Annotated in this window: 27 protein-coding genes; 21 read left to right on the top strand and 6 right to left on the bottom strand. The window is 65.1% G+C overall.

From position 1 onward, the window contains the following. Positions 1–6: 6 nt before the first annotated feature. The 13 genes from kynU (at position 7) to A3E1_RS0111700 (ending at position 11659) form a co-directional block, all read left to right on the top strand. The gene (gene kynU, locus A3E1_RS39915; RefSeq protein ID WP_083929452.1) at positions 7–1494 is read left to right on the top strand and encodes a kynureninase; all 1488 of its coding nucleotides are present in this window, start codon (positions 7–9) and stop codon (positions 1492–1494) included. A 115-nt stretch (positions 1495–1609) separates the two neighbouring features. Continuing rightward, positions 1610–2935 carry an FAD-dependent oxidoreductase gene (locus tag A3E1_RS0111640; RefSeq protein WP_020520943.1) on the top strand — a complete coding sequence of 442 codons (1326 nt, stop codon included), beginning with the start codon at positions 1610–1612 and terminating at the stop codon, positions 2933–2935. Between the two features lie 130 nt (positions 2936–3065). Then, on the top strand, positions 3066–4523 hold the full coding sequence (locus A3E1_RS0111650) for a 2-hydroxymuconic semialdehyde dehydrogenase (protein WP_020520944.1): 1458 nt from the start codon (positions 3066–3068) through the stop codon (positions 4521–4523). Further along, entirely contained in the window at positions 4520–5314 is a 795-nt protein-coding gene (locus A3E1_RS39920) for a 2-keto-4-pentenoate hydratase (RefSeq protein WP_020520945.1), read from the top strand. The genes A3E1_RS0111650 and A3E1_RS39920 overlap by 4 nt, the downstream gene beginning before the upstream one ends. Before the next feature lie 181 nt (positions 5315–5495). Beyond that, positions 5496–6377 (top strand): acetaldehyde dehydrogenase (acetylating), encoded by an 882-nt coding sequence (locus tag A3E1_RS0111660; protein WP_020520946.1) that lies wholly within the window; start codon positions 5496–5498, stop codon positions 6375–6377. A 79-nt stretch (positions 6378–6456) separates the two neighbouring features. Continuing rightward, complete coding sequence (gene dmpG / locus A3E1_RS0111665) at positions 6457–7464, top strand: 4-hydroxy-2-oxovalerate aldolase (protein ID WP_020520947.1); 1008 nt, start codon at positions 6457–6459, stop codon at positions 7462–7464. Beyond that, positions 7457–8158, top strand: coding sequence for a 2-keto-4-pentenoate hydratase (locus tag A3E1_RS0111670; protein ID WP_020520948.1), 702 nt, complete (start codon positions 7457–7459; stop codon positions 8156–8158). Before dmpG ends, A3E1_RS0111670 begins: the two co-directional genes overlap by 8 nt. A gap of 67 nt (positions 8159–8225) precedes the next feature. After that, a complete protein-coding gene (locus A3E1_RS0111675; RefSeq protein ID WP_026208335.1) occupies positions 8226–8627 on the top strand; it encodes a RidA family protein in 402 nt (133 codons plus the stop codon). Next, positions 8627–9142, top strand: coding sequence for a 3-hydroxyanthranilate 3,4-dioxygenase (locus tag A3E1_RS0111680; protein WP_020520950.1), 516 nt, complete (start codon positions 8627–8629; stop codon positions 9140–9142). The genes A3E1_RS0111675 and A3E1_RS0111680 overlap by 1 nt, the downstream gene beginning before the upstream one ends. Further along, a complete protein-coding gene (locus tag A3E1_RS0111685; protein WP_020520951.1) occupies positions 9142–10122 on the top strand; it encodes an amidohydrolase family protein in 981 nt (326 codons plus the stop codon). Before A3E1_RS0111680 ends, A3E1_RS0111685 begins: the two co-directional genes overlap by 1 nt. Further along, a complete protein-coding gene (locus tag A3E1_RS44620; RefSeq protein WP_020520952.1) occupies positions 10122–11009 on the top strand; it encodes an alpha/beta fold hydrolase in 888 nt (295 codons plus the stop codon). The genes A3E1_RS0111685 and A3E1_RS44620 overlap by 1 nt, the downstream gene beginning before the upstream one ends. A gap of 4 nt (positions 11010–11013) precedes the next feature. Continuing rightward, positions 11014–11268 carry an aa3-type cytochrome oxidase subunit CtaJ gene (gene ctaJ, locus A3E1_RS0111695; RefSeq protein WP_020520953.1) on the top strand — a complete coding sequence of 85 codons (255 nt, stop codon included), beginning with the start codon at positions 11014–11016 and terminating at the stop codon, positions 11266–11268. Then, complete coding sequence (locus A3E1_RS0111700) at positions 11255–11659, top strand: DUF5130 family protein (RefSeq protein WP_020520954.1); 405 nt, start codon at positions 11255–11257, stop codon at positions 11657–11659. Before ctaJ ends, A3E1_RS0111700 begins: the two co-directional genes overlap by 14 nt. A gap of 108 nt (positions 11660–11767) precedes the next feature. Here the strand turns inward: A3E1_RS0111700 and A3E1_RS0111705 are convergent, their stop codons facing one another. Continuing rightward, a complete protein-coding gene (locus tag A3E1_RS0111705) occupies positions 11768–13108 on the bottom strand; it encodes a condensation domain-containing protein (protein WP_020520955.1) in 1341 nt (446 codons plus the stop codon). 76 nt (positions 13109–13184) lie between these two features. Further along, positions 13185–15728 (bottom strand): aminopeptidase N, encoded by a 2544-nt coding sequence (gene pepN, locus A3E1_RS0111710; protein WP_026208337.1) that lies wholly within the window; start codon positions 15726–15728, stop codon positions 13185–13187. A gap of 69 nt (positions 15729–15797) precedes the next feature. Between pepN and A3E1_RS47050 the strand changes: the two genes are divergently transcribed. The 4 genes from A3E1_RS47050 to A3E1_RS39935 all read left to right on the top strand — a co-directional run bounded on the left by A3E1_RS47050 (position 15798) and on the right by A3E1_RS39935 (position 17913). Continuing rightward, on the top strand, positions 15798–15941 hold the full coding sequence (locus tag A3E1_RS47050; RefSeq protein WP_157631460.1) for a hypothetical protein: 144 nt from the start codon (positions 15798–15800) through the stop codon (positions 15939–15941). A gap of 11 nt (positions 15942–15952) precedes the next feature. After that, a complete protein-coding gene (locus A3E1_RS0111720; RefSeq protein WP_020520958.1) occupies positions 15953–17074 on the top strand; it encodes a DUF1015 family protein in 1122 nt (373 codons plus the stop codon). A 5-nt stretch (positions 17075–17079) separates the two neighbouring features. Further along, positions 17080–17547: a ribose-5-phosphate isomerase gene (locus tag A3E1_RS0111725; RefSeq protein ID WP_020520959.1), complete on the top strand. Its 468-nt coding sequence runs from the start codon at positions 17080–17082 to the stop codon at positions 17545–17547. Positions 17548–17703: 156 nt separating this feature from the next. Next, positions 17704–17913 carry a hypothetical protein gene (locus A3E1_RS39935; protein ID WP_020520960.1) on the top strand — a complete coding sequence of 70 codons (210 nt, stop codon included), beginning with the start codon at positions 17704–17706 and terminating at the stop codon, positions 17911–17913. On the opposite strand, the gene A3E1_RS0111735 is transcribed toward A3E1_RS39935, so the two are convergent. Then, positions 17910–19106, bottom strand: a complete 1197-nt coding sequence (locus A3E1_RS0111735; protein ID WP_020520961.1) for a GNAT family N-acetyltransferase — start codon at positions 19104–19106, stop codon at positions 17910–17912. The genes A3E1_RS39935 and A3E1_RS0111735 overlap by 4 nt on opposite strands. A 55-nt stretch (positions 19107–19161) precedes the next feature. On the opposite strand from A3E1_RS0111735, the gene A3E1_RS44625 reads away from it, so the two are divergent. The 3 genes from A3E1_RS44625 (at position 19162) to A3E1_RS0111750 (ending at position 22128) form a co-directional block, all read left to right on the top strand. Further along, the gene (locus A3E1_RS44625) at positions 19162–19704 is read left to right on the top strand and encodes a hypothetical protein (RefSeq protein WP_020520962.1); all 543 of its coding nucleotides are present in this window, start codon (positions 19162–19164) and stop codon (positions 19702–19704) included. 85 nt (positions 19705–19789) lie between these two features. Next, positions 19790–20383 carry a fasciclin domain-containing protein gene (locus tag A3E1_RS0111745; protein ID WP_020520963.1) on the top strand — a complete coding sequence of 198 codons (594 nt, stop codon included), beginning with the start codon at positions 19790–19792 and terminating at the stop codon, positions 20381–20383. A gap of 5 nt (positions 20384–20388) precedes the next feature. Further along, positions 20389–22128 carry a molybdopterin-dependent oxidoreductase gene (locus A3E1_RS0111750; protein WP_040390736.1) on the top strand — a complete coding sequence of 580 codons (1740 nt, stop codon included), beginning with the start codon at positions 20389–20391 and terminating at the stop codon, positions 22126–22128. Here A3E1_RS0111750 and A3E1_RS0111755 read toward each other — a convergent pair. Next, positions 22115–22510 (bottom strand): ATP-binding protein, encoded by a 396-nt coding sequence (locus A3E1_RS0111755; protein WP_083929453.1) that lies wholly within the window; start codon positions 22508–22510, stop codon positions 22115–22117. The two genes, A3E1_RS0111750 and A3E1_RS0111755, sit on opposite strands and share 14 nt — an antisense overlap. Positions 22511–22947: 437 nt before the next feature. After that, on the bottom strand, positions 22948–23679 hold the full coding sequence (locus A3E1_RS0111760; RefSeq protein WP_020520966.1) for a DUF7873 family protein: 732 nt from the start codon (positions 23677–23679) through the stop codon (positions 22948–22950). A gap of 103 nt (positions 23680–23782) precedes the next feature. Here A3E1_RS0111760 and A3E1_RS0111765 point away from each other — a divergent pair, with 103 nt between their 5' ends. Beyond that, positions 23783–24313, top strand: coding sequence for a GNAT family N-acetyltransferase (locus A3E1_RS0111765; protein ID WP_020520967.1), 531 nt, complete (start codon positions 23783–23785; stop codon positions 24311–24313). Here the strand turns inward: A3E1_RS0111765 and A3E1_RS0111770 are convergent, their stop codons facing one another. Further along, positions 24314–25240, bottom strand: coding sequence for an NADP-dependent oxidoreductase (locus A3E1_RS0111770; protein WP_020520968.1), 927 nt, complete (start codon positions 25238–25240; stop codon positions 24314–24316). It abuts the gene before it with no gap. Between the last annotated feature and the right edge of the window lie 42 nt (positions 25241–25282).

Genomic DNA, 25282 nt, shown 5'->3' on the forward strand with positions numbered 1-25282 from the left:
AAGTAGATGAGATATCGTCGGCCTGTGTCGCTCAATGAAGACGGCGCCAGGCGGCTTGACCAGGCCGACCCGGGTCTCCGTGATCTTTTTCTGATCCCGCCTGCCGACGGTGGCAACTACGCCGAAGCTGCTTATATGGCAGGCAACTCGCTCGGTTTGCAGCCCAAGGCCACTCGTGCCGAGCTGCTAGAAGACCTCGACGCCTGGGCCCAGCTCGGGGTTGAGGGCCACTTGGACGCCAAGCGCCCCTGGCTGCCGTATCACGAATTGCTCACGGGACCAGCGGCGCGGCTTGTCGGCGGTCTGCCGGAAGAGACCGTCATCATGAACTCGCTGACGGTCAACCTGCACTTCCTGATGGTGTCTTTCTACCGGCCACGCCCGGGGCGCGACCGCATCGTCATTGAGGATTCGGCTTTTCCGTCCGACAGCTACGCGGTCCGCAGCCAGGCCCGTTTCCATGGCCTCGATCCAGACCAAGTGGTGGTACGCCTTGAGCCCGCCGACGTCGTGAGCTATCTCGAGGCTGAAGGCGAAACCGTCGCCCTGGTGCTGCTCGGTGGCGTGAACTACCTGACCGGCGAGCTGATGGACATCCCCGGCATCACGGAACTGGCCCAGCGCAAGGGCGCCATCGCCGGCTGGGATCTCGCGCACGCGGCGGGCAACGTTCCGCTGCGGCTGCACGACTGGGGCGTCGACTTCGCGGCCTGGTGTTCGTATAAGTACCTGAACTCCGGGCCGGGTGCCCTCGCCGGAGCGTTCGTGCACGAGCGGCACTTGGCTGACGAGACGCTGCAACGGTTTGAGGGCTGGTGGAGCACTGATCCGGCCACCCGGTTCAAGATGGCGCCGGTCGCGACTCCACTGCCCAAAGTGGACGCATGGCAGGTGTCGAATCCGCCCATCTTCGCGATGGGGCCGGTGCGCACGTCACTCGAACTATTCGATCGCGTGGGCATGGAAACGCTGCGCCAGCGGTCCGTCAAGCTGACCGGCTATCTGGAATCCCTTCTGGACAAGGCGTTCCCGCGACCCGTCACGCCGGCTTGGCCGTCCTTCGACCCGCCGTTTGAGACCGAGCGGCTCAAGCGGGACCCCTTCGGCACCACTGCCGCCTTCGTGCCGGATCAGCCGGAAGGGTTGCACCGCACCGGATCCCGCGATCCGAAGGACCCGTTCGCGTCCAGCGTGCCGTTCGTGGCGCCGACAGTGCAAGTCCCGCCGAGCCAGCAGGCGATGCCGGTCAGCCCCTATCCGGTGATCGTGACGCCGCGGGATCCAGAGCGCCGGGGATCGCAACTGTCGCTGCGGATTCCGGGCGGCAAGGGTGCGGGTGACCTGGCCCGCCGGCTGCGTCACGAGCACGGTGTCGTCGCTGACGCACGCGAACCCGACGTGCTCCGCCTGGCGCCCACGGCACTCTATTCGTCCTATCACGACTGCTGGCGCGCTGTCGCCGCCCTCGCCTCAATCTACGGAGCACAGCTATGAGCGCCCCATCTCGTCTCGCTCGCGACACCACGGCCTCGGGCGAAGGAGCGGCGCGAATCAACGTCTTGCCTTGTCTCGCTCGCGACACCATGGCCTCGGGCGAAGGAGCGGCGCGATGAAGCAACGGGTCGCCATCGTTGGAGCCGGGCTGGCCGGGTGTCTGCTCGCGAGCTACCTGGCCAAGCGCGGCTACACCGTCGACCTTTACGAGCGCCGGCCGGATCCGCGCACGGGCAAGGTCGAGCGGGGCCGCTCGATCAACCTCGCGCTGTCGGAGCGTGGGCTAGACGCGTTGCGCCGCATCAACCTAGACCAGCTCGTGATGAAGGACGCGCTGCCGATGACGGGGCGCATGATTCACCCGATCGACGGCGAGCTGGACTTCCAGCAATACAGCGTGCATGGCGACCGGGCCATTAACTCGATCAGCCGTGGGGCGCTCAACGCCGCGCTGCTGGACGCGGCACTGTCCAACCACGACGTTCGGGCCTACTTCGACCGGCGCCTGACCGGGCTGAACCCGCTCACGGGAGAGATGACCTTCGAGCGTGGGCTGAGCGCACAGGCCGATATCGTGCTCGGCACAGATGGTGCTGGCTCCGCTGTCAGAGGGCAACTGCTCAAGGCTGGCTTGCTTGACGAGAGCCTCGACTTCCTGGACTACGGATACAAGGAACTGTCGATCCCGGCGAAGGACGGCGACTGGGCGCTTGATCCGGGCGCGCTGCACATCTGGCCGCGCGGCAGCTCGATGATGATCGCGCTGCCCAACCCCGACAAGTCCTTTACCTGCACCCTTTTCTGGCCCAACGGTGGCACGTCGAGCTTCGCCTCGCTCACCAGCCCGGCAGCGATCATGCGTCACTTCGAGGAGCACTACCCTGACGTTCCGCCGATGGCACCCAACCTCGTCGAGGACTATCAGCACAACCCGGTCGGCCTGCTCGGCACCGTGCGCTGCACGCCGTGGCAGGCGCACGGCAGGGTCGCCCTCCTTGGCGACGCCGCGCACGCGATCGTCCCGTTCTATGGGCAGGGTGCCAACAGCGCCTTCGAAGACGTGGTCGAGCTGGACCGGTGTCTAGAAGAGACCGGGGACGACTGGGCCGCAGCGCTGCCCTTGTTCCAGGAGCGGCGGCAGGAAAACGCCGAGGCCATCGCCCAGATGGCGCTGGAGAACTTCGTCGAGATGCGCGACAAGGTCGCTTCGCCCGTGTTCCAAGCGCAGAAAAAGTTAGAACACGTTCTAGAAAGAGCCCTCCCGGGCCGGTATGTTTCGCGGTATGAGCTGGTGTCGTTTTCCACCGTCCCCTACGCACAGGTGCGCGAGCGGGTTCGCCGCCAGCAGCGGGTGCTGGGCGGGGTGCTCGGCGGCACCGTGCTAGCGCTGGCAGGCCTGGCCGCGGCCGCACTCCTGCGGGCCAGCCGGAGAGCGTCATGAGCGTGGAGCGGGCCGGCTCGGCAGGGCCGGGGAAAGCGCGGGTCCGGTTCGCGGCGCCGCACAGACTGTTCGCGAAAGCGCGGGTCTGGTTCGCGACGCCGCACAGACTGTTCGCGAAAGGACGGGTCCGGTGAAGCGGCTGAACAGTTTCGTGAACGGGTCGTTTGTGGACTCTGGCAAGCACTTCGCGAAATTCTCTCCCGTGACGGGGGAGCAGATCGCCGAGGTCGACGAGGCCTCCAAGGAGACCGTTGACGCCGCGGTGAAAGCGGCGCGAGCCGCGTTGCGCGGGCCCTGGGGACGCATGTCCGATCAGGAGCGGGCCGGGCTGATGCGCACGGTCGCCAACGAGATCGAGCGGCGTTTCGATGACCTGGTCGAGGCTGAGGTCGCCGACACCGGCAAGTCCATCTCGCAGGCCCGCACGCTCGACATCCCGCGTGGGGCGGCCAACTTCCGGGCGTTCGCCGACATTGTGGCGACGACGCCGACCGAGAGTTTTCTCACCACGACCGCTGACGGGCGCAAGGCGCTGAACTATGCCGTGCGCAAGCCCGCTGGCGTCGTGGCGATCATCGTGCCGTGGAATCTGCCGCTGCTGTTGCTGACGTGGAAAGTCGCGCCGGCACTCGCGTGCGGAAACACGGTGGTGGTCAAGCCATCGGAGGAGACACCGGGTTCGGCGACGGTTCTGGCTGAAATCATGAAGGCCGCCGGCGTACCAGATGGGGTGTTCAATCTTGTTCATGGGTTTGGGCCTGACTCCGCGGGCGAATTCCTCACCCGGCACCCCGGCGTAGACGCGATCACGTTCACCGGGGAATCCGCGACCGGAAGCGCCATCATGAAAGTGGCCGCCGATGGGGTGAAGGCGGTGTCGTTTGAGCTCGGCGGAAAGAACGCCGGGATCGTCTTCGCCGACGCGGATCTGGACGCCGCCGTGGCCGGGTCGGTGCGGTCGAGCTTCACCAATGGCGGGCAGGTTTGCCTTTGCACGGAACGGCTTTACGTCGAGCGGCCGATCTTTGACGAGTTCGCTACGCGACTGGCCAAGGAGGCGGGAAACCTGCGCTACGGGTGGCCTACCGACGAGGCGACGGTCAACATGCCGCTGATTTCCGCTTCTCACCGGGAAAAGGTGCTGTCCTACTACGACTTGGCGCGCCAAGAGGGCGCCACTGTGCTGACCGGGGGCGGCGTGCCGCACTTCGGCGACGACCGGGATAACGGCGCGTGGGTTGAGCCGACCGTCCTAACCGGACTGTCGCAAGACGCGCGCTGCAACCGCGAGGAGATCTTCGGTCCTGTCGTCTCGCTCATGCCGTTTGACACCGAAGACGAAGCGTTCGCCCTCGCCAACGACAGCGACTACGGGCTGGCCGCAACGGTTTGGACCCGTGACGTGGGCCGAGCGCACCGGGCGGGCCTGCGGCTCGACGCGGGCATCGTCTGGGTCAACACGTGGTTCTTGCGCGACTTACGCACGCCGTTTGGTGGCGTCAAGGCCTCCGGGATCGGCCGCGAAGGCGGCGTCCATTCGCTCGAGTTTTACTCCGAACTCACCAATGTTTGTGTGGAGCTTTCATGAATGAGCTGTTGGGCGCTTACGCGACCGGGGTCCCGATCCCGCCACTGCGTGAGCACCTGCTGCCGGTGGGCGACATCGACGCCGCCTATGCCGTGCAGAAGGAGGTAACCGCACACTGGCTGACGCAGGGGCGGCGGCTCGTCGGGGCGAAGATCGGCCTGACGAACAAGGCGGTGCAATCGGTGTTCGGGGTTTTCCAGCCCGACTTCGGTGTGCTGCTCGCCGACATGGCGGTCAACGACGGTGACGTCGTGGACCTCGGGCGCCTGATTCAGCCCCGGGTCGAAGCGGAGATCGCTTTCGTCATGGGCGCGGACCTACCGTACAAGGAAGTCACGGCGGTTGACGTCATCCGGGCGACGGAATACCTGTTGCCGTCCATCGAGATCGTCGACTCGCGGATCATCAACTGGGATATCTCCATTGTGGACACTGTCGCGGACAACGCGTCCAGTGGACTTTTCGTGCTGGGGACGCAGCCGGTCAAGCTGAGCGATGTGGACCTGCGCATGTGCGGCATGGTGCTGGAGCACATGGGTGAGCCAGTGTCCGTCGGCGCCGGTGCCGCGTGCCTGGGTAACCCGCTGAACGCGGTGACCTGGCTGGCCTCAACGATGGCGCGCATGGGCACGCCGTTGCGCGCGGGCGATGTCGTGCTGTCAGGTGCCTTGGGCCCCATGGTTTCCGTGACACCGGGAGCCCGTTACGAGGCCCGCATCAGCGGCCTCGGCTCGGTGCGCGTCGGCTTCAGCGACCGCCCGGCTGCAGGCACCGGCGGCACCCCGGGTTGAACGACATCCCTGGAGACGTGATCAACAGGCGGTTTGATCACGTCGGTGGGGATGTGGATCAGTGTTGGGGATGTGGATCACGACTAGGGCCACCAAGTAGAGGCCGCCGCTGGAGACGGTCGAGGTTTGCAGGACGGGACGGGATGAAGGGCGTGGCGCAGATGTGGGATGAGGAGAGCGCATGAGGGCCGGTGTGGCGATCATTGGGTCGGGCAACATTGGGACCGATCTGATGTTCAAGGTGATGCGGCTGTCGGAGACGCTGCGCATGGTGGCGATGGTCGGCATCGATCCCGAGTCTGACGGTTTGGCACGGGCGAAGCGGATGGGCGTGGCGATCACGTCAGACGGTGTCGACGGGCTGCTGGCGATGCCGGAGTTCGCCGAAGTGGAAGTCGTGTTCGACGCGACGTCGGCCAAGGCGCACCACCGCAACGCGGAGCTGCTCAAGGATAAGATCGTTGTCGATATGACGCCGGCCGCGATCGGTCCGTATGTGATCCCTCCGGTCAACCTCGACGAACATATGAACGCGCGCAACGTGAACATGGTCAGTTGCGGTGGGCAGGCGACCGTGCCGATCGTGGCGGCTGTGGGACGGGTGACACCCGTGTCCTACGGCGAGATCGTGGCGTCCATTTCGTCAAAGTCAGCTGGACCTGGTACCAGGCAGAATATTGATGAGTTCACGGTGACGACATCACGTGCCATCGAAGTCGTTGGCGGCGCCCAGAAAGGCAAGGCCATCATCGTGCTCAACCCGGCCGAGCCGCCGATGATTATGCGCGACACCGTTTACTGCCTGTGCCCTGACGTCAACGCCGATCAGGCCGCGATCGCGAAATCGGTGCAGGACATGGTTTCCGGGGTGCAGGAATATGTCCCTGGCTACAAACTCAAGCAGGAAGTCCAGTTCGACCAGCGCGAGGATGGGCTTCAAGTGAGCGTGTTCCTTGAGGTTTCCGGTGCTGGGCACTATCTGCCCGCCTACGCCGGCAATCTTGACATCATGACCTCGGCTGCGCTGCGCACCGGTGAGCGTTTGTGGGAGCTGTCGAAATGAGTGAGGGCAAGCCCCGAGCGAATCGGATGACAGGGTGTCGCGTGCCTCGTGACGAGGCTGACCGAAGGGAGGCCTCGGCATGAGTGTTGAGATTTACGTTCAGGACGTGACGTTGCGCGATGGCATGCACGCCATCCGGCACCAGTACACGGTGGAGCAGGTGCGCCAGATCGCGGCCGCCCTTGACGCGGCTGGGGTAGCGGCGATCGAGGTCGCTCACGGCGACGGGCTCGCCGGGTCGAGCTTGAATTACGGCATCGGCAAAGCGACCGATCACGAGTGGATTTCAGCCGCGGCGAGTGTCATCAAGAACGCCAAGCTGACGACGCTCATTCTGCCCGGCATCGCGACGATCGACGATCTGCGCGCGGCCCGTGACCTCGGCGTGGAAAGTGTCCGCGTGGCAACGCATTGCACCGAGGCCGACATCTCGGCACAGCACATCGGCTGGGCACGCGAGAACGGGATGGACGTCAGCGGCTTCCTCATGATGTCGCACATGAACGATCCCGCGTCACTGGCTCAGCAGGCCAAGCTGATGGAATCCTATGGGGCGCATTGTGTTTACGTCACCGACTCGGCCGGGCGGCTGACGATGGGCGACGTGGCCGAGCGCATCGACGCGTACCGGTCCACGCTGGACGATGACACCCAGATCGGCATTCACGCGCATCACAACCTGTCGCTAGGTGTGGCCAATAGCGTGGTCGCGGTCGAGCGCGGGACCTACCGGGTCGACGCGTCGCTCGCGGGCATGGGTGCCGGGGCCGGCAACGCGCCACTGGAGGTGTTCGCGGCGGTGGCCGACCTGATGGGCTGGAAGCACGGCTGCGATGTGTTCGCGCTCATGGACGCCGCTGACGAGCTCGTCCGCCCGCTGCAGGACCGGCCGGTGCAGGTCGACCGCGAGACGCTGACGCTCGGCTACGCGGGCGTTTACGGCAGCTTCCTGCGCCATGCCGAGCGCGCGTCAGCCAAATATGGTGTTGACGCCCGGTCGATCCTGGTGGAACTAGGCAAGCGCCGGATGGTCGGCGGCCAAGAAGATATGATCGTCGATGTGGCATTGGACCTGAAGAATGGCTAACGCAGCGGAACTGCTGGACTACGCGGCACGCAACGCGCAGGCGATGCCGCAGTTGCGGCTCGCCGAGGTCGCCGACGGCTACGCCGTGCAGGACGAGCTGGTCAAGCGGCGGCTGGAGCGCGGGGAACGGCTTGTTGGCTACAAGATGGGGCTCACCAGCCGCGCGAAGATGGCACAGGTCGGCGTGAACGAGGTGATCTTCGGGCGCTTGACGGACGCGATGCAGGTGCCTGACGGTGCCATGGTTGACCTCGCCCAGTACATCCACCCGCGCGTGGAGCCCGAAGTCGCGTTCTGGATCGAAGACGGCGAGATCGCGGCTGTGGCGCCGGCGCTGGAGCTGATCGACTCGCGTTACGCCAACTTCGAGTTCACGCTGCCGGATGTCGTGGCCGACAACACGTCTGGAGCGTCCTTCGTCATCGGAGCCTGGCAAGACGTTCCGTCCACAGTGGACAACCTCGGCGTGCTGCTGGAAATCAACGGTGAAGTGGTTCAGGTCGGGTCAACGGCGGCGATCCTCGGCGATCCGCGCCGTGCGTTCACCGATGGCGCCGAGCTAGCGGCCCGTTACGGCGTCACGTTCGACGGCATCTTGCTCGCTGGCGCCGCCACCGCCGCTGTGCCGTTGCCCAAGGGTGCCTACGTCAAGGCCGTCGTGGAAGGACTCGGGACAGCGTCCCTGCGCTCATGAGCGAGGGCTTGCCCGAGCGAATCGGGATCGCAGTGGTAACTCATGGCGGCGACCGAAGGGAGACGGCATGAGCCAGCAGTTAGTAACGCCGCGGGGACGGTTCCCGCATGTGAAGGTGGCCAACGGGTTCGCCTTCGTCAGCGGGACGTCGAGCCGGCGCGTGGACAACACCATCGCCGGCGCGAGCGCCGACGCGATGGGAACCACCACTTTGGACATTCGCGTGCAGACACGCGAAGTCATCGAAAACATCGGCACCATCCTCGCCACCGTGGGGCTGGGCCTGCAGGACCTCGTTCAGGTCACCACCTACCTGGTGAACATGAACGATTTTGGCGGCTACAACGAGGTATATGGGGAATACTTCGACGAGACCGGGCCGACCCGGACCACGGTCGCCGTCCACCAGCTGCCGCACCCGCATCTGCTGATCGAGATGCAGGCGGTGGCCGTAGTGAGGGAGAACTGATGGACAACCCGATCAATTTCCCGCAATGGCTTGGCGAGAACCAGCATTTGCTCAAGCCGCCGGTGGGCAATAAGCAAATGTTCCCGACCGGTGATGACTTCATCGTGATGATCGTAGGCGGGCCCAACGCGCGCACCGACTATCACGTTGACCCCTACGAGGAATACTTCTACCAAATCAAAGGCAACATGCACGTCAAGGTGATGACGCCGGATGGCCCGCAAGACGTGCACATCAACGAAGGTTCCATGTGGGTGCTGCCCCGCAACACCCCTCACTCGCCACAGCGCCCCGAGGCCGGATCGGTCGGCCTGGTCGTGGAGCGCGTACGGGCCGAGGGGACGCTGGAGAAATTCCAGTGGTACTGCCCGGAATGCAACGCCCTCGTCCACGAGGTTGAGCTGCAAGTGCGCTCCATTGTGGATGACCTTCCGCCGCTGTTTCAGGCGTTCTATGACGACGAGAACGCCCGCACCTGCGCCAACTGCGGCCATCTGCACCCGGGCAAAGGCTGATGCCGAAAGTCATCGACGTTCACACGCACATCGTGCCCAAGGGCTGGCCCCGCATGGACGGTGTGCCGTGGTTGCGGATCGACTCGGAACGCGAAGCCATGATCATGGTGGGCGAGACCGAGTTCCGGGCGATCACCGCGCAGTGCTGGGACGCCTATACGCGTGTCACAGACATGAGAGACGACGCGGTCGACGTGCAGGTCGTCTCACCCACGCCGGTGTTCTTCGGCTACGACAAGCCAGCCAGGGCCGCCGCCAACGTAGCGGCGATCTTCAATGACCTGACGCTGTCGATCACGCAAGGTGCGCCGGAGCAGTTCATCCCGTTCTGCCAAGTGCCCTTGCAGGACGCCGATCTGGCGTGCGAGGAGCTCGACCGGTGCCGAGCCAACGGTCACGTGGGGGTCGAGATCGGCAACCATGTGGGTGACCGCGATCTCGACGATGCCGGCGTCGTGCAGTTCCTCCAGCATTGCGCGGCAACGAATACGCCGGTTTTCGTGCACCCGTGGGACATGCAGACCGGCCCGCGCCTCAATCGCTGGATGGCCCAGTGGCTGACCGGCATGCCGGGGGAGACGCACCTGTCGATCCTGGCGCTGATCCTTGGCGGCGCGTTCGACCGGCTGCCAAGTGACCTGAAGATCTGCTTCGCTCACGGGGGCGGCAGCTTCCCGTTCTGGCTCGGCCGCGCCGACAACGCCTGGCACATGCGCAACGATGTGGTACGCGGTAAGTCTGAGAACCCGCCAAGCCATTACGTGGACCGGTTCTATGTGGACAGTGTCGTGTTCACCGAACCGTCGCTGCGGCTGCTGACCGACGTCATGGGCGAAGACCGGGTCATGCTCGGCAGCGACTACCCCTACCCGCTGGGCGAGCGGCCCGCCGGGAAAGTCGTCCGGGACGCGGGTTTCCTCAGCGAGGCCCAGCGCGAGAAACTGCTCGGCGGCAACGCGACAACGTTCTTAGGACTGTGATGGAAGACCGCTCTGTGCTCGAACGCGCCGCCCGGCCAGCGGACGCTGAGATGTATTTCGGCGACCCCCGGCGGCCCGTGATCGCCCTCATCCACGGTGGGTTCTGGCGCCCCGAATACGACCTGACACACCTGCGGCCGATGGCCTCAGCCCTGGCTGATCTCGGCTGGCCGGTGGCGCTGCTCGAATACACCCGCATCCCGGGACGGCCCGACCTCATGGTGGCCGACATCAAGCGCGCCATGGACAGCCTGCCCGACGACATCATCGTGATGGGACACTCCGCCGGCGGCCACCTTGCGCTGTGGGCCGCCGGTTACCGCGCCGGCCTGCACGGCGACAACACCAGCGGCCCGGCGACAGACGGCTCGGCGGCCGGCACTGTGACGAGCGGCCCGCCGGGCGGCAGTGCGGCAGCCGGTGAAGCGGTTGCGACTGGTGCAGCGGGAATGGCGGGCGGTCACGCGATGGGCGCCTCGGCGGCCGGGAATGAGGCAAGCGGCGAAGCGGGATCGGGTGCTGCGCAAACGGCGGCGGGCCGTGAGGCGATGGCGAGGCAGTCCGAAGGACCGCAGGTGCCGGTGATCGCGCTGGCGCCGGTGGCCGATCTTGAGCTGGCCCGTGAGCTGAATCTCGACGAGGGCGCTGTGCAGGACTTTCTCGGCGACCACAGCCCCGAGCCCTATCAGCCGGCCGTTTCCCGCGCGACGATCATCCATGGCGACGATGACGTCATCGTGCCGGTCAGCGTGTCGGAACGGTATTTGAGCCGTCATGTCGAGGGCCGGCTCATCCGTGTACCAGCGGCTGGGCATTTTGCTCTTATCGATCCGCACTCGGAAGCTTGGCCCGTCGTGATCGACGAACTCAACCGGCTGCTAGCGTGAAGACGTGTTTGAAGAACCTCAAGATTGGCTGATCTTCGCGGGGATTCCACTCGCGGTGATCGCGATCATCTTCGCGCTTGTTTACGCGGCGGGCGCGCGCGACGCCAAGAGGTACCGGCCGGGCCGCAACTACGCCTACGCGCCGGTCTGGTTCCTGGCTAAGCCGGGCACCGATGGCCCGCAGGCCGGTCGCGAGATCGAAGCCGCAGCCGGGGTGCAACACCCGGGTCTGACAGGAGGCGCAAGTGACCGCTGGTGATCTGTTGCCGACGACGGCCAACGCCGAGGTGCTGGACGGTCCGTTTACGACTCGCCAGCTCCTGCGCATCGATGAGGCACTACGCGCGGCGGACAGCAACACTGGCCTGACCTTCAGCGTCTTCGTCGGCACGATCGACGACCCGCTGCGGGAAAACGCCGAGAAGCTGCACGCTCAGCTGGCCGACCCGGCCAAGTCGGTGCTGCTCGCGATCGACCCGGACCGGCGTCAGCTGGAGATCGTTACCGGCTCCGTCGCCCGCAAGCGCCTGGCCGACCGTGACTGCAAGCTCGCGGCGCTGTCCATGGCAGCCGCTTTCAGCGGTGGCGACCTAGCCGGCGGCATCGTCAGCGGGCTGGCTCAGCTAGCCGACCACGCGGGCCGAAGCTAAAAGACGGCCGCCAATTGGCCCCTGGCTGCGTTGCTCCGGTCCTTGTGTACCAAGTGCGTACACGGAGGACCGGTGCGCCTTGCCAGATGACCAATTGGCGGCCGTTTTCTAAGAACCGGTGAGGAGACCGTCGAGTTCGAGTGCGGCTTGAACGGTTACGGTCTCCATGCCGCGCAAGTAGCGCTCCATCGCCTCTGGCGCCAGGACTTCGGTGTCCGCGAAGAGACACAATTCGATCGCCTGGGGCGCGGCGTTGATGTGCAAGAAGTAGCGCGCGCCATATTTCTCTAGCGGCGGGTCCCAGTGAAATGTGGTGGCGGGCAAGGCGTCTCGCACCTCTTGCGGCGACGTTTCGGTCACAGGACTTTGGCTGTCAAAGCGGCGGTCGTTGTAAGAGCACGACAAGTCCACGCCTAGCCGGTCGATCAGACTGTCTAAAGCCGACGGATCATACTGCGAATGCACATAGGCGTTCATCGACGCACGCATCGCCCGGCTCACGACTTCGGGAAAACTGCTCTCCCCAACGTGTACGACACACAGCCCGTCCTGCGCGGCCGGGCAAACCGCGTCGGCATATCCGCTGCGGAACCGGTTGCCCACAATGACTTGCACGACACTTTCCGCGCGGTCCGTCAGCTTGGTGAGCACGAAGCTCGCGGCGGCCAGCAAGACGGCCGCGCTGCTAACCCGTTGCCGGGCGGCGATCAGGCTGACCGCCTTGTCCATAGCGGGTGAGTTCAGGATCGCGTTCCAATAGCGGGGCTCTTGCGCCGCCACGACCGAGCCGAACCGTTGCGTGGGCACGTCTTGGAGCTGACGTTCCCAGTACCGCAAAGCTTTCTCGCTTTGCCGGAGCCCCGCTGCCGAGCCCTGATAGGCCGCCTGGTCCAGTGGCTGCGCGGCATCCAAGGGCGGCAACGGTTTTCCGGCCAGGGCGAGCAGCACGTCGCGCACGAGCGGGTTGAGGCCGCCGCGGTCGGTGGCCAGATGACAGACGATGAACACGGCATGCGTGATGTAGCCACCGCAGCGCACCGCTCCCACACGCAATGGCAACTCGGTGGCGTAGCTGAAACCTGGTTCCAGCAACCGTTCCTTCAGCGCGGCGGCCGCTTCGGCGGCGTTTTCCCTTGGCACATCAACGATGTCGATCGCGACTTCACCGGAGCGCCGCAGCACTTGATAGGGCTCACCCGCGTCGTCAAAACCCACGACCGTACGCAGTGATTCGTGCCGCGTCACGATGCTGTGGACTGTCTCGATCAGACGGTCGATCGTGGTGTTGACCCCGATGCCCTCGTCTTCGATCGCGGTGATCCAGCCCATGTTGAGCGCGTTGTCCCGGGGCACGAGCCGTTGGATGGCACCCCAGATCGCTCGCTGGCCCCAGCTGAGCGGAGCCTGACCATCCCGTGATCCATTGAAATATACGAAGGCCCCAGCCATGGGCACGACAATGGCAAAGTTTCTTAACAAGTGTCAAGCGGCCCACCGGATAGTGGGCCGCTTGATCAGTTCGCTATTACGCCGAGGCGTCTTTCAACCGGGCCTTGAGCGCACGCTTGACGCGGTCGTTGCCCTCGGCGACAAGGCGCCGCAGCGGGCCGGGGTGACCCTCTTCGGCCAGCCAGGCCTCGCCAGCGTCCAACGTCTCCTGCGACACCTGGTACACGGGGTAGTTGTAAGACACGAACTCCTGCGCGGGCTCGCTGTCGCGCAACTTCCACACGCTGGCCACATCGGCGAAGAACCGCGGCATGTACGGCTTGGTCAGCTCGACCTGGGCCGGGTGCTGGAAGCCGAAGATGTAAGCGCGGTTGAGCGAGTTGACCAGCTCAGCGTTGGTCGTCATCTCCTGCCACGCAAACTCCTTGGCTTCCGGCGTCGGAATGAGTGCCGTGGCCATGGTCGACCCGATCTGCCCAGCGGCCGTCTGGTCGGCGGCATACTCGGCGTCGATGTCGTCCTTGCCCAACTGGCCGAGCGCGGTCAGCGCCTGCACCAGCTGCCAGCGCAGCTCACCTTCGATGGTCAGGCCGGCCGGAACGTCCACTCCGGACAGCCAGTCCTTCATGCGTGCCAGGTCCTCGGCCGACCGGGCTGACGCGATGTAGGTGCGGGCCCACTGGAGCTGGAAACCACTGCCCGGCTCGGCCGCGTCCATGGCGCCGCGGGCGGTGCTGTTCAGCAGTGCCCAGCCCGTCGGTGTCCAAGCGGGATCGGCATATTGCGCGAGCACCAGCGAAGCCTGCCGCAAGGTCGTCGTCACCAGGTTGATGTCGGTTTCCTTCGGCAGCGACTTCGACACCAGCGTGACATAGTCACGGCCGGCCATCTCCGCGTCGCGCACCATGTCCCAGGCGGCGGCCCAGCACAGCGCACGGGTCAGCGACGACTCGAAAGTCGCGAGGTGACCCACCACAGTGGACAGTGACCGGTCGTCGAGACGCAGCTTGGCATAGCTCAGGTCTTCGTCGTTGAGCAGCAGCACGTCCGGCGCGCGTACGCCGGCGAGGGCGTGGATCGTCGTCGACGGCCCCGCGACGTCGGCCTCGATCCGGTCACGCAACTTCAGCGTGCCGTCAACAAGGTCATAGAGCCCGATCCCGATGCGGTGTGGCCTTAGCGTGGGGTATTCCTCCGGCGCCTCCTGCAGCACTTCAACTTCGGTGTACGTCCCGTCCGGGCCGACCGTGACGTCAGGGCGCAGTGTGTTGACCTGAGCGGTCTCCAGCCACGCCGCGGCGAACGCGTCGAGCTTGCGGCCAGAGGCGGCCTCCAGAGCGTTGAGCAGATCCGTGAAGGTGGCGTTGCCCCAGGCGTGATCGGCGAAGTATTGCCGCAAGCCAACGAGGAACGGCTCTAGCCCGACATAGGCGACCAGTTGCTTGATGACACTGGCACCCTTGGCATAGGTGATGCCGTCGAAGTTGACTTCCACCGCGCCCACGTCGGGCATCTCGCAGTAGACCGGGTGCGTGCTCGACAGCTGATCCTGGCCGTAGCCCCAGTTCTTGCGCAGCGACAGGAATGTCGTCCACGCGTCGGAGAAGCGGGTCGCCTCGGCGTTGCACCAGTGCGAGGCCCACTCGGCGAAGGACTCGTTGAGCCACAGGTCATCCCACCACCGCATGGTGACGAGGTCGCCGAACCACATGTGCGCCAGCTCGTGTGTAATCGTGTTGGCCCGCTGCTCGCGCTCGAAGTCGGTCACGGCCGAGCGGAAGATGTAGGAAGCGTCAGCGTGGGTCACACAGCCGAAGTTCTCCATCGCGCCGGAGTTGAACTCCGGGACCCAAAGCTGGTCGTACTTGGGGAGCGGATAACGCACCCCGAACTGATCGTGGAAGAAGTCGAACGCCTGCGACGTGATCTCGAACAGCTCGTCGCTGTCGAGGTGCGGCGCGTTCGAGGCCCGGCAGAACAGGCCGAGATCGATGCCGTCGTGCACCCGGCGCACCTCGTGATAGGGGCCCGCGCATAGCGCTGTCACGTAAGTTGACATCCGCACCGATGGTGCGAAGTGGACGGTCTTGTCGATGACACCGTCGTCGGTGGTGTCCACGACGGCGTTGGAGACGACCTTCCAATTATTCGGGACCCGGGCGTGCCACGTGTAGACCGCCTTGAGGTCAGGCTGGTCGAAACAGGCGAACACCCGCTGGGCATCGTTGGTCTCGAACTGGCTGTAGAGGTAAACCTCTTTGTCAGCCGGGTCGACCGCACGGTGCAGGCCCTGACCGGAGGAAGAAAACGGGAAGGTGGCCTCGACGACAAGGGTGTTGTCGGCCGCGAGATCGGGCAGCGGCAAGCCATCGTCTGCCGACCAGGTGCTCACGTCCAGCTCGGTGCCATTGAGCACGGCTCTCTGCACGGACTGGGCGGCGAGCTCTATGAAGGTCGACGTTCCCGGCTGGCGGGAACGGAAGCTGACTGTAGTGACGCTCCTGAATGCATTGACCCCGGGATTGCCTGAGCCATCAGTCAGGTCGAGGGCAATGTCATAAGCCGTCACCTCGATCAGGGCGGAGCGCTGGGTGGCCTCCGCCTGGGTGAGGTTGTGTATTCCGGTCACAAGAAGCAATCCTTTCACATCCTCGCGTCACTTCACGAACCCCTGTGGAGTTGGGTGTGCGTGGCAGAAAACAATGAGGCCCCGTGGCGGATGGAAGTCCCCGCCGAGGTGGTCGCGGAGAACCTAAGCGCCTTTTATGTCTGGTTTGACGACGAAGCTGTCGTGGTCGAGCCCGCCATGCCCGAACTCGTGGGGGCCCAGTAGCGTTACCGGGCGTGACAGTCGTGCACCCGATCGCCTCCGCTTGGCTCACCACCGGCCGCACCGGCGCGCAGAACTATGACGAGTTCGCCGACGATGCCGAGATCACCGAAATCATCGCCGCCAACCCGCTGAGCGCGCTGGCCGTCGAGATGCCACACAGGGCACCAGACAGCCTCGGCAAGTCGTTCACGCAATCGCTTCCAGACGCGGTGCGGCGTCTTTCCGATGCTCGCGACAGTGGCGCGTATCAGTCCTTTACCGACGTCGCGGTGCTTTACCGCATCAGTGCGGGCGGACAGGACGCCTACGGTCTGTGGTGCATGGCCGATACCTCGGAGATCTCGACCAGTGCCGACGAGCCGGGCCTGATCATCCGCAACGAGGACGTCTTCATCGAGAAGGTCCGCGAACGGGTAGCCCTGTTCCAGGCGCTGGGAACGCTGCTGTCGCCGGTGCTCTTGATGCAGACCGGCCGCGGCGATGAACTGCATGCCGCTCTTGCCAAGGCCTGCGCGGAAGCTGGTGAGCCGTTCGCCACCGACATGGACCCCTCGGGCCGTGTCCACTCGATCTGGCCGCTCACGGATGCTTCCTCGCTGTTGGAGATCGCCGGCGGTGGAGAGCTGGTCGTCGCCGATGGCAACCACCGCAGCCTGGCCGCGCAAACCGGTGGGCTGCCGCGCTTCCTGGCCGTCGTGACCACACCCGCGTCGGTCACCATCCAGCCCTACAACCGCCTGGTCCGCGACGTTTCTTTCGCTGGTACGCAGTCAGGCGGCCACATCCGGGTATACACCCGTGAGCACGGGTTGCGTGCGATCGCACTGGAACCAGACCCAGGACTGGGGTTCGTGGACAACATGGATCACGCGCTCGTCGAACGCGTCCTGTTCAAAGAACAGCTGGACTTGGACCCAGGCGACAAGCGCATCACTTACGTCGGCGGGGATTATCCCGAGTCGTGGCTGATTGGTGAGGTGGACGCTGGCCGGGCCGACCTCGCTGTCCTCATCGATCCGGTGACCGTGCCCGACTTCGTGGAAGTCAACCTCGCCCGGCAGAAGATGCCGCGCAAGAGCACCTGGTTCACCCCGAAAGCCCGGGCCGGACTGGTCCTAGCGGAGATAGGCTAACGATCATGCGCGTATATCTTGGCGCCGACCACGCAGGTTTCGAGCTGAAGAATCACCTCGTGGAAGCGTTGTCCAGCAAGGGTTTCGACGTTGTGGACGTGGGGCCGGCGGCCTACGACGCCGACGATGACTACCCGGTCTTCTGCTTCCACACGGGGGCGCGGGTCGTGGCCGACTCGGGCAGCCTCGGTGTCGTGATCGGAGGGTCCGGCAACGGCGAGCAGATCGCGGCCAACAAGGTGCCCGGAGTGCGGGCCGCCCTGGCTTGGAACCTGAACACCGCGACCCTGGCCCGTGAACACAACGACGCCAACGTGGTCGGCATCGGCGCCCGGCAGCACTCGACGGAAGAAGCGACCGAGATCGTGCTGACGTTCCTCAACACGCCATTCTCAGGCAATCCCCGCCACGCCAGGCGGATTAGCCAGGTCACGTTCTACGAGGACACGCACACCCTGCCTGACTTGCCGTAGCAGGGCTTCAATGATCCTGTGCGCGCGCCTGCTCGCGCGCCTTTCGTGATCCACATCCTTCGGGGCGTGATCAAACCGCCTGTTGATCACGTCTGGTGGGATGTGGATCAGTGTGCGGGCTGTGGATCACGATGAAGTCCACGGCGGTCCGGTAGCGTGTTCGGCATGCACGAGCGGCATGGCGACGATCACGACATTGAGCGTGGGCTGCGCGGCCTGATTGGGCCGGGCGCCTCGCAGGTCAGCATCTCGGCGGCGATGCGCGCACGCGACGCGGCCCGCCCGACGGACGAGGATCTGGCTCGTGCTGAAGCCGAGCTGGAAATCGTCCGCCGGGGCTGGCAGCCGCGCGATCCGTTGCGCTAGAACATCTCCAGGCCCACGGGCGTGACCGGCCAAGTGAACGCGCGGTGAGCGGCGGCGAGCGCGCCTGGCCGCCGCTCCTCGATCCGCCCAGCGGCTGCTAGCGCGCCAGCCGAACCGCCGCCGAGGTAAAGCCCACTCAACGTGGCGATATCCAGCGACAGGTCCGCAGCGTCCTGCGTCGGTGAGCCGTCGAGCCGGAAGCGGCCATTGTTTTCCGGGAACAGGTGATCGCTGACGTCGAGCACGACGTCGTCGTCACCTGAGTAGGAGCGGGCCGCCAGTGCTGACGGGATGTCCACGATGCGCAGCCATAGTCCGTCAAACAGTTGCGCACCAAGCCTTCTGGGCTCGTTCACCAGGTCGAAAACGGGCTCGTCGACGGCGGCGAAATCGACGCTGACTTTCCGTGTTAGGTCGATGTTGAGCAGGTAGCGCCACATTTCCAGGTATCCGGCCGGGGTGCTCGCCACGAGATGCCGCACCATGACCTCGCCGGTTGGCCCGGCGGTTTCCCAGTCTTGCCGCACCCGGAACAGGGCATAACTTTCCGCTCCGGAGGATCCGGAGTAGACAGCCACGCGCAGTGGGCCAGCGCCATGCCGGCGCACCTTCGGATCGCTGAGCAGAAAGTCCCACCATTTCTCGTCGCGGCTGGCGTAGCCGGGGCGCTCACGGCGTACCGACTCATAGATGGCGGCTAAGTCTTTGCGGAAGTCGTCTGGCCGGCCGGCCTTGATCGTTCCTCCCGCTGGCGGACGGTTGAGGCGAATCTCACGCGTATCGGCTAACAGGGTCGTGCGGCGCGATCCAAGCCCGTAGCCGAAACGCTGATAAATGCGCCCTTCGCTGGCCCAAAGCACGGCCGCCGGCTCACCGCGCTCGCGGATGTCAGCCAGCTGTTTCGTCAGGATCGCCGAGGCGATGCCCTGACGGCGGTGCGTGCTCGCGACGCCGACCATAGTCACGTAGCCAGCAGGGATAACACCGCCTGGGACGGTCAGCTCACGGGAGAAGGTGCCCGTGTGACCCACGATCTCACCAGCGTCCACGGCGACGAGAGAACGGTCTGGTTCAAACACCTGACGATCGATATCGGACAGTTCTTCGTCAGGCACGTCGTGAAACGCCACGAACAGCATTTGGAGGATCGGGTCGAAGTCAGCCGCAGTGGCCGTCCTGACGGTAAATGGCATAAACCTTTTCATATCGTGCTGCTATGTGTGGAGCAACCCGGTTACTCTTTTCGGCGTGAACGAGAGGCTGGACCGCACGCAGGAGATTCCCACCGAGCCGGTGCGCTTTACCCCGCCTAAGCCGCGGAAACCGGACTTTCAGCCGGGAAAGGCGACTGTTCCCCCCAAACGCATCGATTCCACCATGAGCTTCGAGCCGACGCTCCCGCCCGGCCGGATCGTCACCCAAGGACAGCTCAAGCGTCCTGCCAAACCGCTGCGGGAAAGGCTGCGCCTCCTGCGCTCCGGTGGCCGCTGGACCGCGACCGGGGCGATCGTCCTGCTTGTCTGCTGGGGACTGTGGGCTTCGGACAGTGGCGGTGACCTCGCGACCGAAGGACTCATGCTGGTCCTGATTTTCCTGGTGAGCCTGGGCCTTTTCGCCATCTCACGGCTCGCCGGCGGGGTCATCCTGGAGAAGATCTTCAGCCGCACGCGCCGCAGCGCGGTGCTATCGCACATGGCGATCGGGCTCTTTCTGAGCATCGTGGGCATCAAGCTGCTGACGCAGGTCAGCTGGGTCATCACGGCGGTTGGCTACCTGCGCGGCGTACGTTAACTGACTTTTTTCGCAACTCGGGCAATCCGCAGCGAACTGGCGCACGAATCCTTCAGTGACAGCCCACTGGAAGGGAAGTTTTGCCATGATCGCGTCAAAGAAACTGCTTGTTGCCGGGGTGGCCGTATTCGCGCTCGCGGGATGCTCCGCGATGGGTGCAGCCACGGCACAGCCCACGCCTTCGGGATCGGCCATGGTGGCCGATGGGGAGTTCGGGCCCGCGTGTTCCGCGATACCTACCGATCCATCCAATCCCGGAAGCCTAGAGGCGATGGCCAAGGTCCCGGTCGCGACAGCAGCGTCCGGAAACCCCGTGCTGTCCACTTTGGTCACCGCGGTCGGCCAGGCCAACCTCGGCGACTCACTGAACAGCGCGCAGGACATCACTGTCTTCGCGCCCTACAACGACGCCTTCGCCAAGATTCCGGCGGCGGACCTGAACGCGGTGCTTGCCGACAACGCTCAGCTCACCAAGATCCTGACTTACCACGTCGTGCCTGAGCGGCTCGCGCCCGAGGACCTCGCCGGAACGCACAAGACTCTCCAAGGTGGAGAGCTGACCGTGACCGGAAGCGGCACGGACTTCAAGGTGAACGACACGGCCGCCGTGATCTGCGGCAACGTGCAGACGTCCAACGCGACCGTCTACATCATCGACACCGTGCTCATGCCGATGTGATTTCGATGCGCCTTCGCTATGCGGTCACTGGTGTGATTGCTGCGGCTGGTGGTCTGGCGGCGGCAGAACTTGCCGCCGCCTTGACCAGGCCCGAAGCCTCACCACTAGTCACCATCGGCGGGTCGGTCATCGACGCGACCCCAACGCCCGTAAAGGAATTCGCGGTCCGCACCTTCGGGACAGCAGACAAACCGTTACTCCTCAGCGCAATCGTGGCCGGGGTCATCGCCGCGGCCGCCATCATCGGTCTCCTTGCCCGCCGCCGTCGCAAACTAGCGATTGTGGCGATGGCCGGCTTCGGCCTCATCGGCGCACTAGCCGCCCTTACCCGTCCCGCATCCGCGCCCTTCGACATCGTCCCCGCCCTGCTCGCCGGTGCCGTCGCTGCCGCCCTCCTCGCCTTCCTCACCCGCCACCGAACCGCCGAGCTTCCGCCTGCGCTTCCAGAGCCTGGCGCGCTTTCCGCGGCGGATCCCGAGGCGCTTCACGCCAGCCCGCATGCGCTTTCTGACGCGGATGCGGAGGTGCTTCACGCGGATCCTCCGGCGGCGGGCCAGCACCCGGAAGCGAGTCGGGCCACGGATCTGGAGGCGCTTGTGGCGGTGGGGAAAGCGGGATCGGCTGGGCCGCATGATGCGATGGGGCGGGCCGCGCTGGGTGCCGGTGCTGGCGCTGGTGCTGATGGTGGTGTGGGTGCCGGTGGTGGGACGGGTGCGCGGGCGGCGGTCAGGCGCAGGGAGGTGCTGATCGCGGGGGCGGGGGTCGCTGGGATTGCTTTGCTGGGTAAGGGAATCGGGACCTGGAAGGGGCGGTCCGTTAGCAGTGCGGTAACGCTGCCGGTGGCGGCGGACCCGGCGAAAACCAGGATCACCACTCCCGGGTTCTACACCGCCAACAAGGACTTCTACCGCGTGGATACCGCGCTCACGGTGCCGCGGGTCGCCGTCGATCGCTGGCAGTTGACGATCCGGGGAAACGTGCCGCTGACACTCAGTTTCGAAGACCTCATCAGGCTGCCGCTCATCGAACGTGACATCACGCTCAACTGTGTGTCGAACGAAGTGGGCGGACCGTACATCGGAACAGCCCGCTGGCTCGGCGTCCCGCTGGCGTCACTGCTCAAGCAAGCCGGAATTCCGGCTGGCGCTGACCAGATCGTCGCCCGCTCAACGGAAGGCATGACGATCGGCACACCGGTCGAAACTGTCCTTGATGGACGCGACGCCATGATCGCCATTGGCATGAATGGTGAACCACTGCCACCTGAGCACGGCTTCCCGGCCCGGATGCTGACGCCTGGGCTCTACGGTTACGCGGGAGCGTGCAAGTGGATCGCTGAACTGGAACTGTCCACATTCGACACGTTCGACGCCTACTGGGTGCGGCGGGGCTGGGCGGCCCGTGCCCCGGTCAAGACCGCTTCCCGCATTGACCGTCCAGCACCGTTCGCCAAGCTAGCGCCGGGTCAGGTCGCCGTCGCTGGCGTGGCGTGGGCTCAGCAACGGGGCATCGCGAAGGTGGAAATCCAGGTCGATGACGGCCCGTGGGCGCAGGCCACGCTGATGCCCGTTCCGTCCGCCGACACCTGGGTCCAGTGGACGTTCGCGTGGAACGCCACGGCTGGCGGACACTCGCTGCGCGTTCGCGCCACGGACGCACGCGGTGACGTGCAAACGCCTGACCGGCAGCCACCGTTTCCTGACGGCGCAACGGGATGGCACACGGTCGCGGTTACGGTGGCGTAAGCCGCATCATCACCGTGATCGACGTGCCGCCCGGCCCGGTATCGATATCGATGCTCTCGGCGAGCGACCGCGCCACCCAGATCCCACGGCCACTGACCGAATCGGGAGACGGCCGGACGATGCCCTTGGATTCCGCGTCGGGGATGCCTGGGCCTTCGTCGCTGACGCGGCAGTAAAGCGCTGTTCCGTTGCTCCACACGCGCACGCGCCCGCTGCCTCCCGCGTAGGCGATCGCGTTGGTGACCAGCTCACTCGCCACGAGTACCAGATGATCAGATTGAGCCGCTGACGCCCCGAGGCCGTTGGCGGACCTCGCCACGGCCGCACGCATCTCCGCCAGGCTCCCACGATCGAAGGCCTGATCTAGTACAAGGCGTGCCATACGCGGACTTTACCCGGGGATGGGGGCAACTACTCGTATCACACGGACATTAGGGAAGCCCAGGGCTGTAGCCTAGCCCTGGGCTTCGGGATGCCACCCATTTGCGCACGTCAGCGACATTTAAGCATGTGGATTAATTTGTAACCTAGTGCTCTGCCATTAAGCCACAGCCCCATGAGCGGGGCTGACGGGAGTCGAACCCGCAATCCCAAGGCTGCCGCACATGCGGTTGATCTGACGATCGGTGGCGAATGCTGAGTCTGGAGCAAGAGTCTGAGTTTCATCGTGGTTGCCTCTGCCAGTTGGGCTACCTCCGCATGAGGTGCGGAGGGCGGGACTCGAACCCGCACTTGTCGCCACGTTGGTCAGCTTGAGCTTCAGCTTCAGCTTGCGCTCATGCGCACCCCCGCGCTCTCGCGCGGGGGAGTCTGGTTTCGTTACTGGAACAGGTATCCGAACACTTTCTCGCCGGTCTTCGTGTCGACAGCCTGCGTGTTGTTCGCTTCCTCGCGGGCGAACTTGACCGCGTGCTGCACCTTCTCGATCCGGCCGAGCAGCTCGGCGACCCGCTTGGCCGGCAGGGCACCCGAGAACTTCACCGTCGTCCAGTACCCGACGGTCACGTCCTCGTGATAGACCTCGACCTGCGCGGGGTGCTTCTCGGTCGCCTCGGCCTTCACGTGGTTACGCGGGACCTTCTTGGTGCGCAGGGTGCGCACCGGCTCGGTCGACCAGCAGTTGGCGGAGTCGTTGTAGACCCACGACTCGGCGGCGTCGAGCACCGGCAGCTTCTTGACGAAGGTGTGCAGATCCGTGAGCTGCTTTTCCAGGAAGAGCAGGTAGCTCACCGGCACATCCGAAAGCAGCGGCTGGTCGTCGACAACGACGTTGGCCTTGGCCACGCAGTTGGTGGCGTCCTTCGTCGCGGTGACGTCGAAGAGCTTGGTGAGGCTGGCCGCGATGTCACGCAGCACCTCTTCGGAGCGCACCTGCACCTTGGTGGACTCTGGCGGCAGCTGCTCGCCCTCTTCGTCCTTCGGCTGATAGGTGCGTGCGAGACCGGTCAGCAAAGCGACCTTCTGCACCGCGTGGTGCGCCTCGGTTAGCTCCTGAAACGACTTGCTCTTGACGCCCTTTTCGACGGCGATGATCTGATTAAGCTTTGCCATGTCTGACTATTCCTCCTGACCGCAGAACCCTAGGCCGCAACGCGCTTGATGGCAAACGAATTGGTACCCCGCACGAATCACGCGGTTATGGAATCATTCGCCCATGGGGGAATTCCGGATAGTGCCCACAGACCGGCTGGACCAGATTGAGCTGGACGACATTCGCGCCCTGATGGACGACGCCTTCCAAGGCAGGTTCGACGACAACGACTTCGAGCATGGTCTGGGCGGTTACCACGTGATGTCCTATGTGGACGCACAAGTGATCGTTCACGCTGCTGTTGTCGCCCGGACACTTCACATCGGCTCACGGCAGGTGAAGGCCGGTTACGTGGAAAACGTTATGGTGCAGCCACAATTCCAGGGACGCGGCCTCGGCCACGCGGCCATGGTCCTGATCGGCGACCTTATCGCGAAGCATTTCGAGCTAGGTGCACTGAGCGCAGGCGAACGCGCACAGCGCGTTTACCGAAAGCTTGGCTGGCGCGTCTGGCTGGGGCCCACTTTCGTGGACGCGCCAGGTGGCCGCGAGCGCACCGCAGACGAAGACGGTGGTGTCATGGTGCTTGGCCCGCCAGACCTAGACCTGACCGAGCCGATCACGTGCGACTGGCGCAGGGGGGACGTCTGGTAGCTACGGCAGCAAAACGATTTTGCCCGTGGTGTGGCCGGATTCGAGTTCCGCGTGCGCGAGAGAGGCTTCGGCTAGCGGGAAGGTGTGCGAGACATGCACTTTCAGCGCGCCCTGGGTGACCAATGTGGACAGGTGCGCCAGCCCAGCGTGATCTGGCTCGGCGAGGAAATCAACGACACGGACGCCCAGAGAATCGCCAGCGTTGACGATGCCGGGGTCGGTGTCGCTCGTGAGCGTGACCATCAAGCCGCCAGGACGCAGGCAGGTGAGCAGATCTTTGGCTTGCGTGCCGACCAAGCCCAGCACCAGATCCATGTCCGTGGCCGCGGACGGCACGTCGGCGGACGTGTAGTCCAGGATCTCGTCAGCCCCCAGGGAATGGACGAAGTCGTGCTTGGCCGGGCTCGCGGTCGCGATGACATAGGCACCAAGGGCTTTCGCGATCTGCACGGCCACGTGACCGACTCCGCCCGCGGCGGCTGGCACGAGCACACGCTGGTCTGGTTCCAGGAGTGCGGTGTCGTGCAACACCTGCCACGCAGTCAGTCCCGCGAGCGGCAAGGCGCCGGCCTCCGTGTGCGACAACGTGACCGGCTTCGGAGCGAAATGCCTTGCGGGAGCGGTGACGTATTCCGCGTAGGCGGCCGCCTCGTGCGGAAACCGGGGCATGCCAAAGACTTCGTCACCGACGGCGAAACGCGTGACGCCACGGCCCACGGCCGTCACGGTGCCCGAGACATCCCACCCCACCGTGAACGGTGGCGAGCCAAGGAAACCGCCGCTACGCCGGACCTTCCAGTCGACCGGGTTGACGCCAGCCGCGTGCACCCTGACGAGCACCTCGGTCGGGCCGGGCTCCGGCACCGGAACCTCGGCCAGCCGCAGAACTTCTGGGCCGCCAAGAGTGTCCTGAACGATGGCGCGCATCAAGCCTCCTGGGTGAGCGGTAACTTCGCTTAACGTTACCGC

The organism is Catelliglobosispora koreensis DSM 44566 (genome assembly GCF_000379685.1).
Lineage (GTDB): Bacteria > Actinomycetota > Actinomycetes > Mycobacteriales > Micromonosporaceae > Catelliglobosispora > Catelliglobosispora koreensis.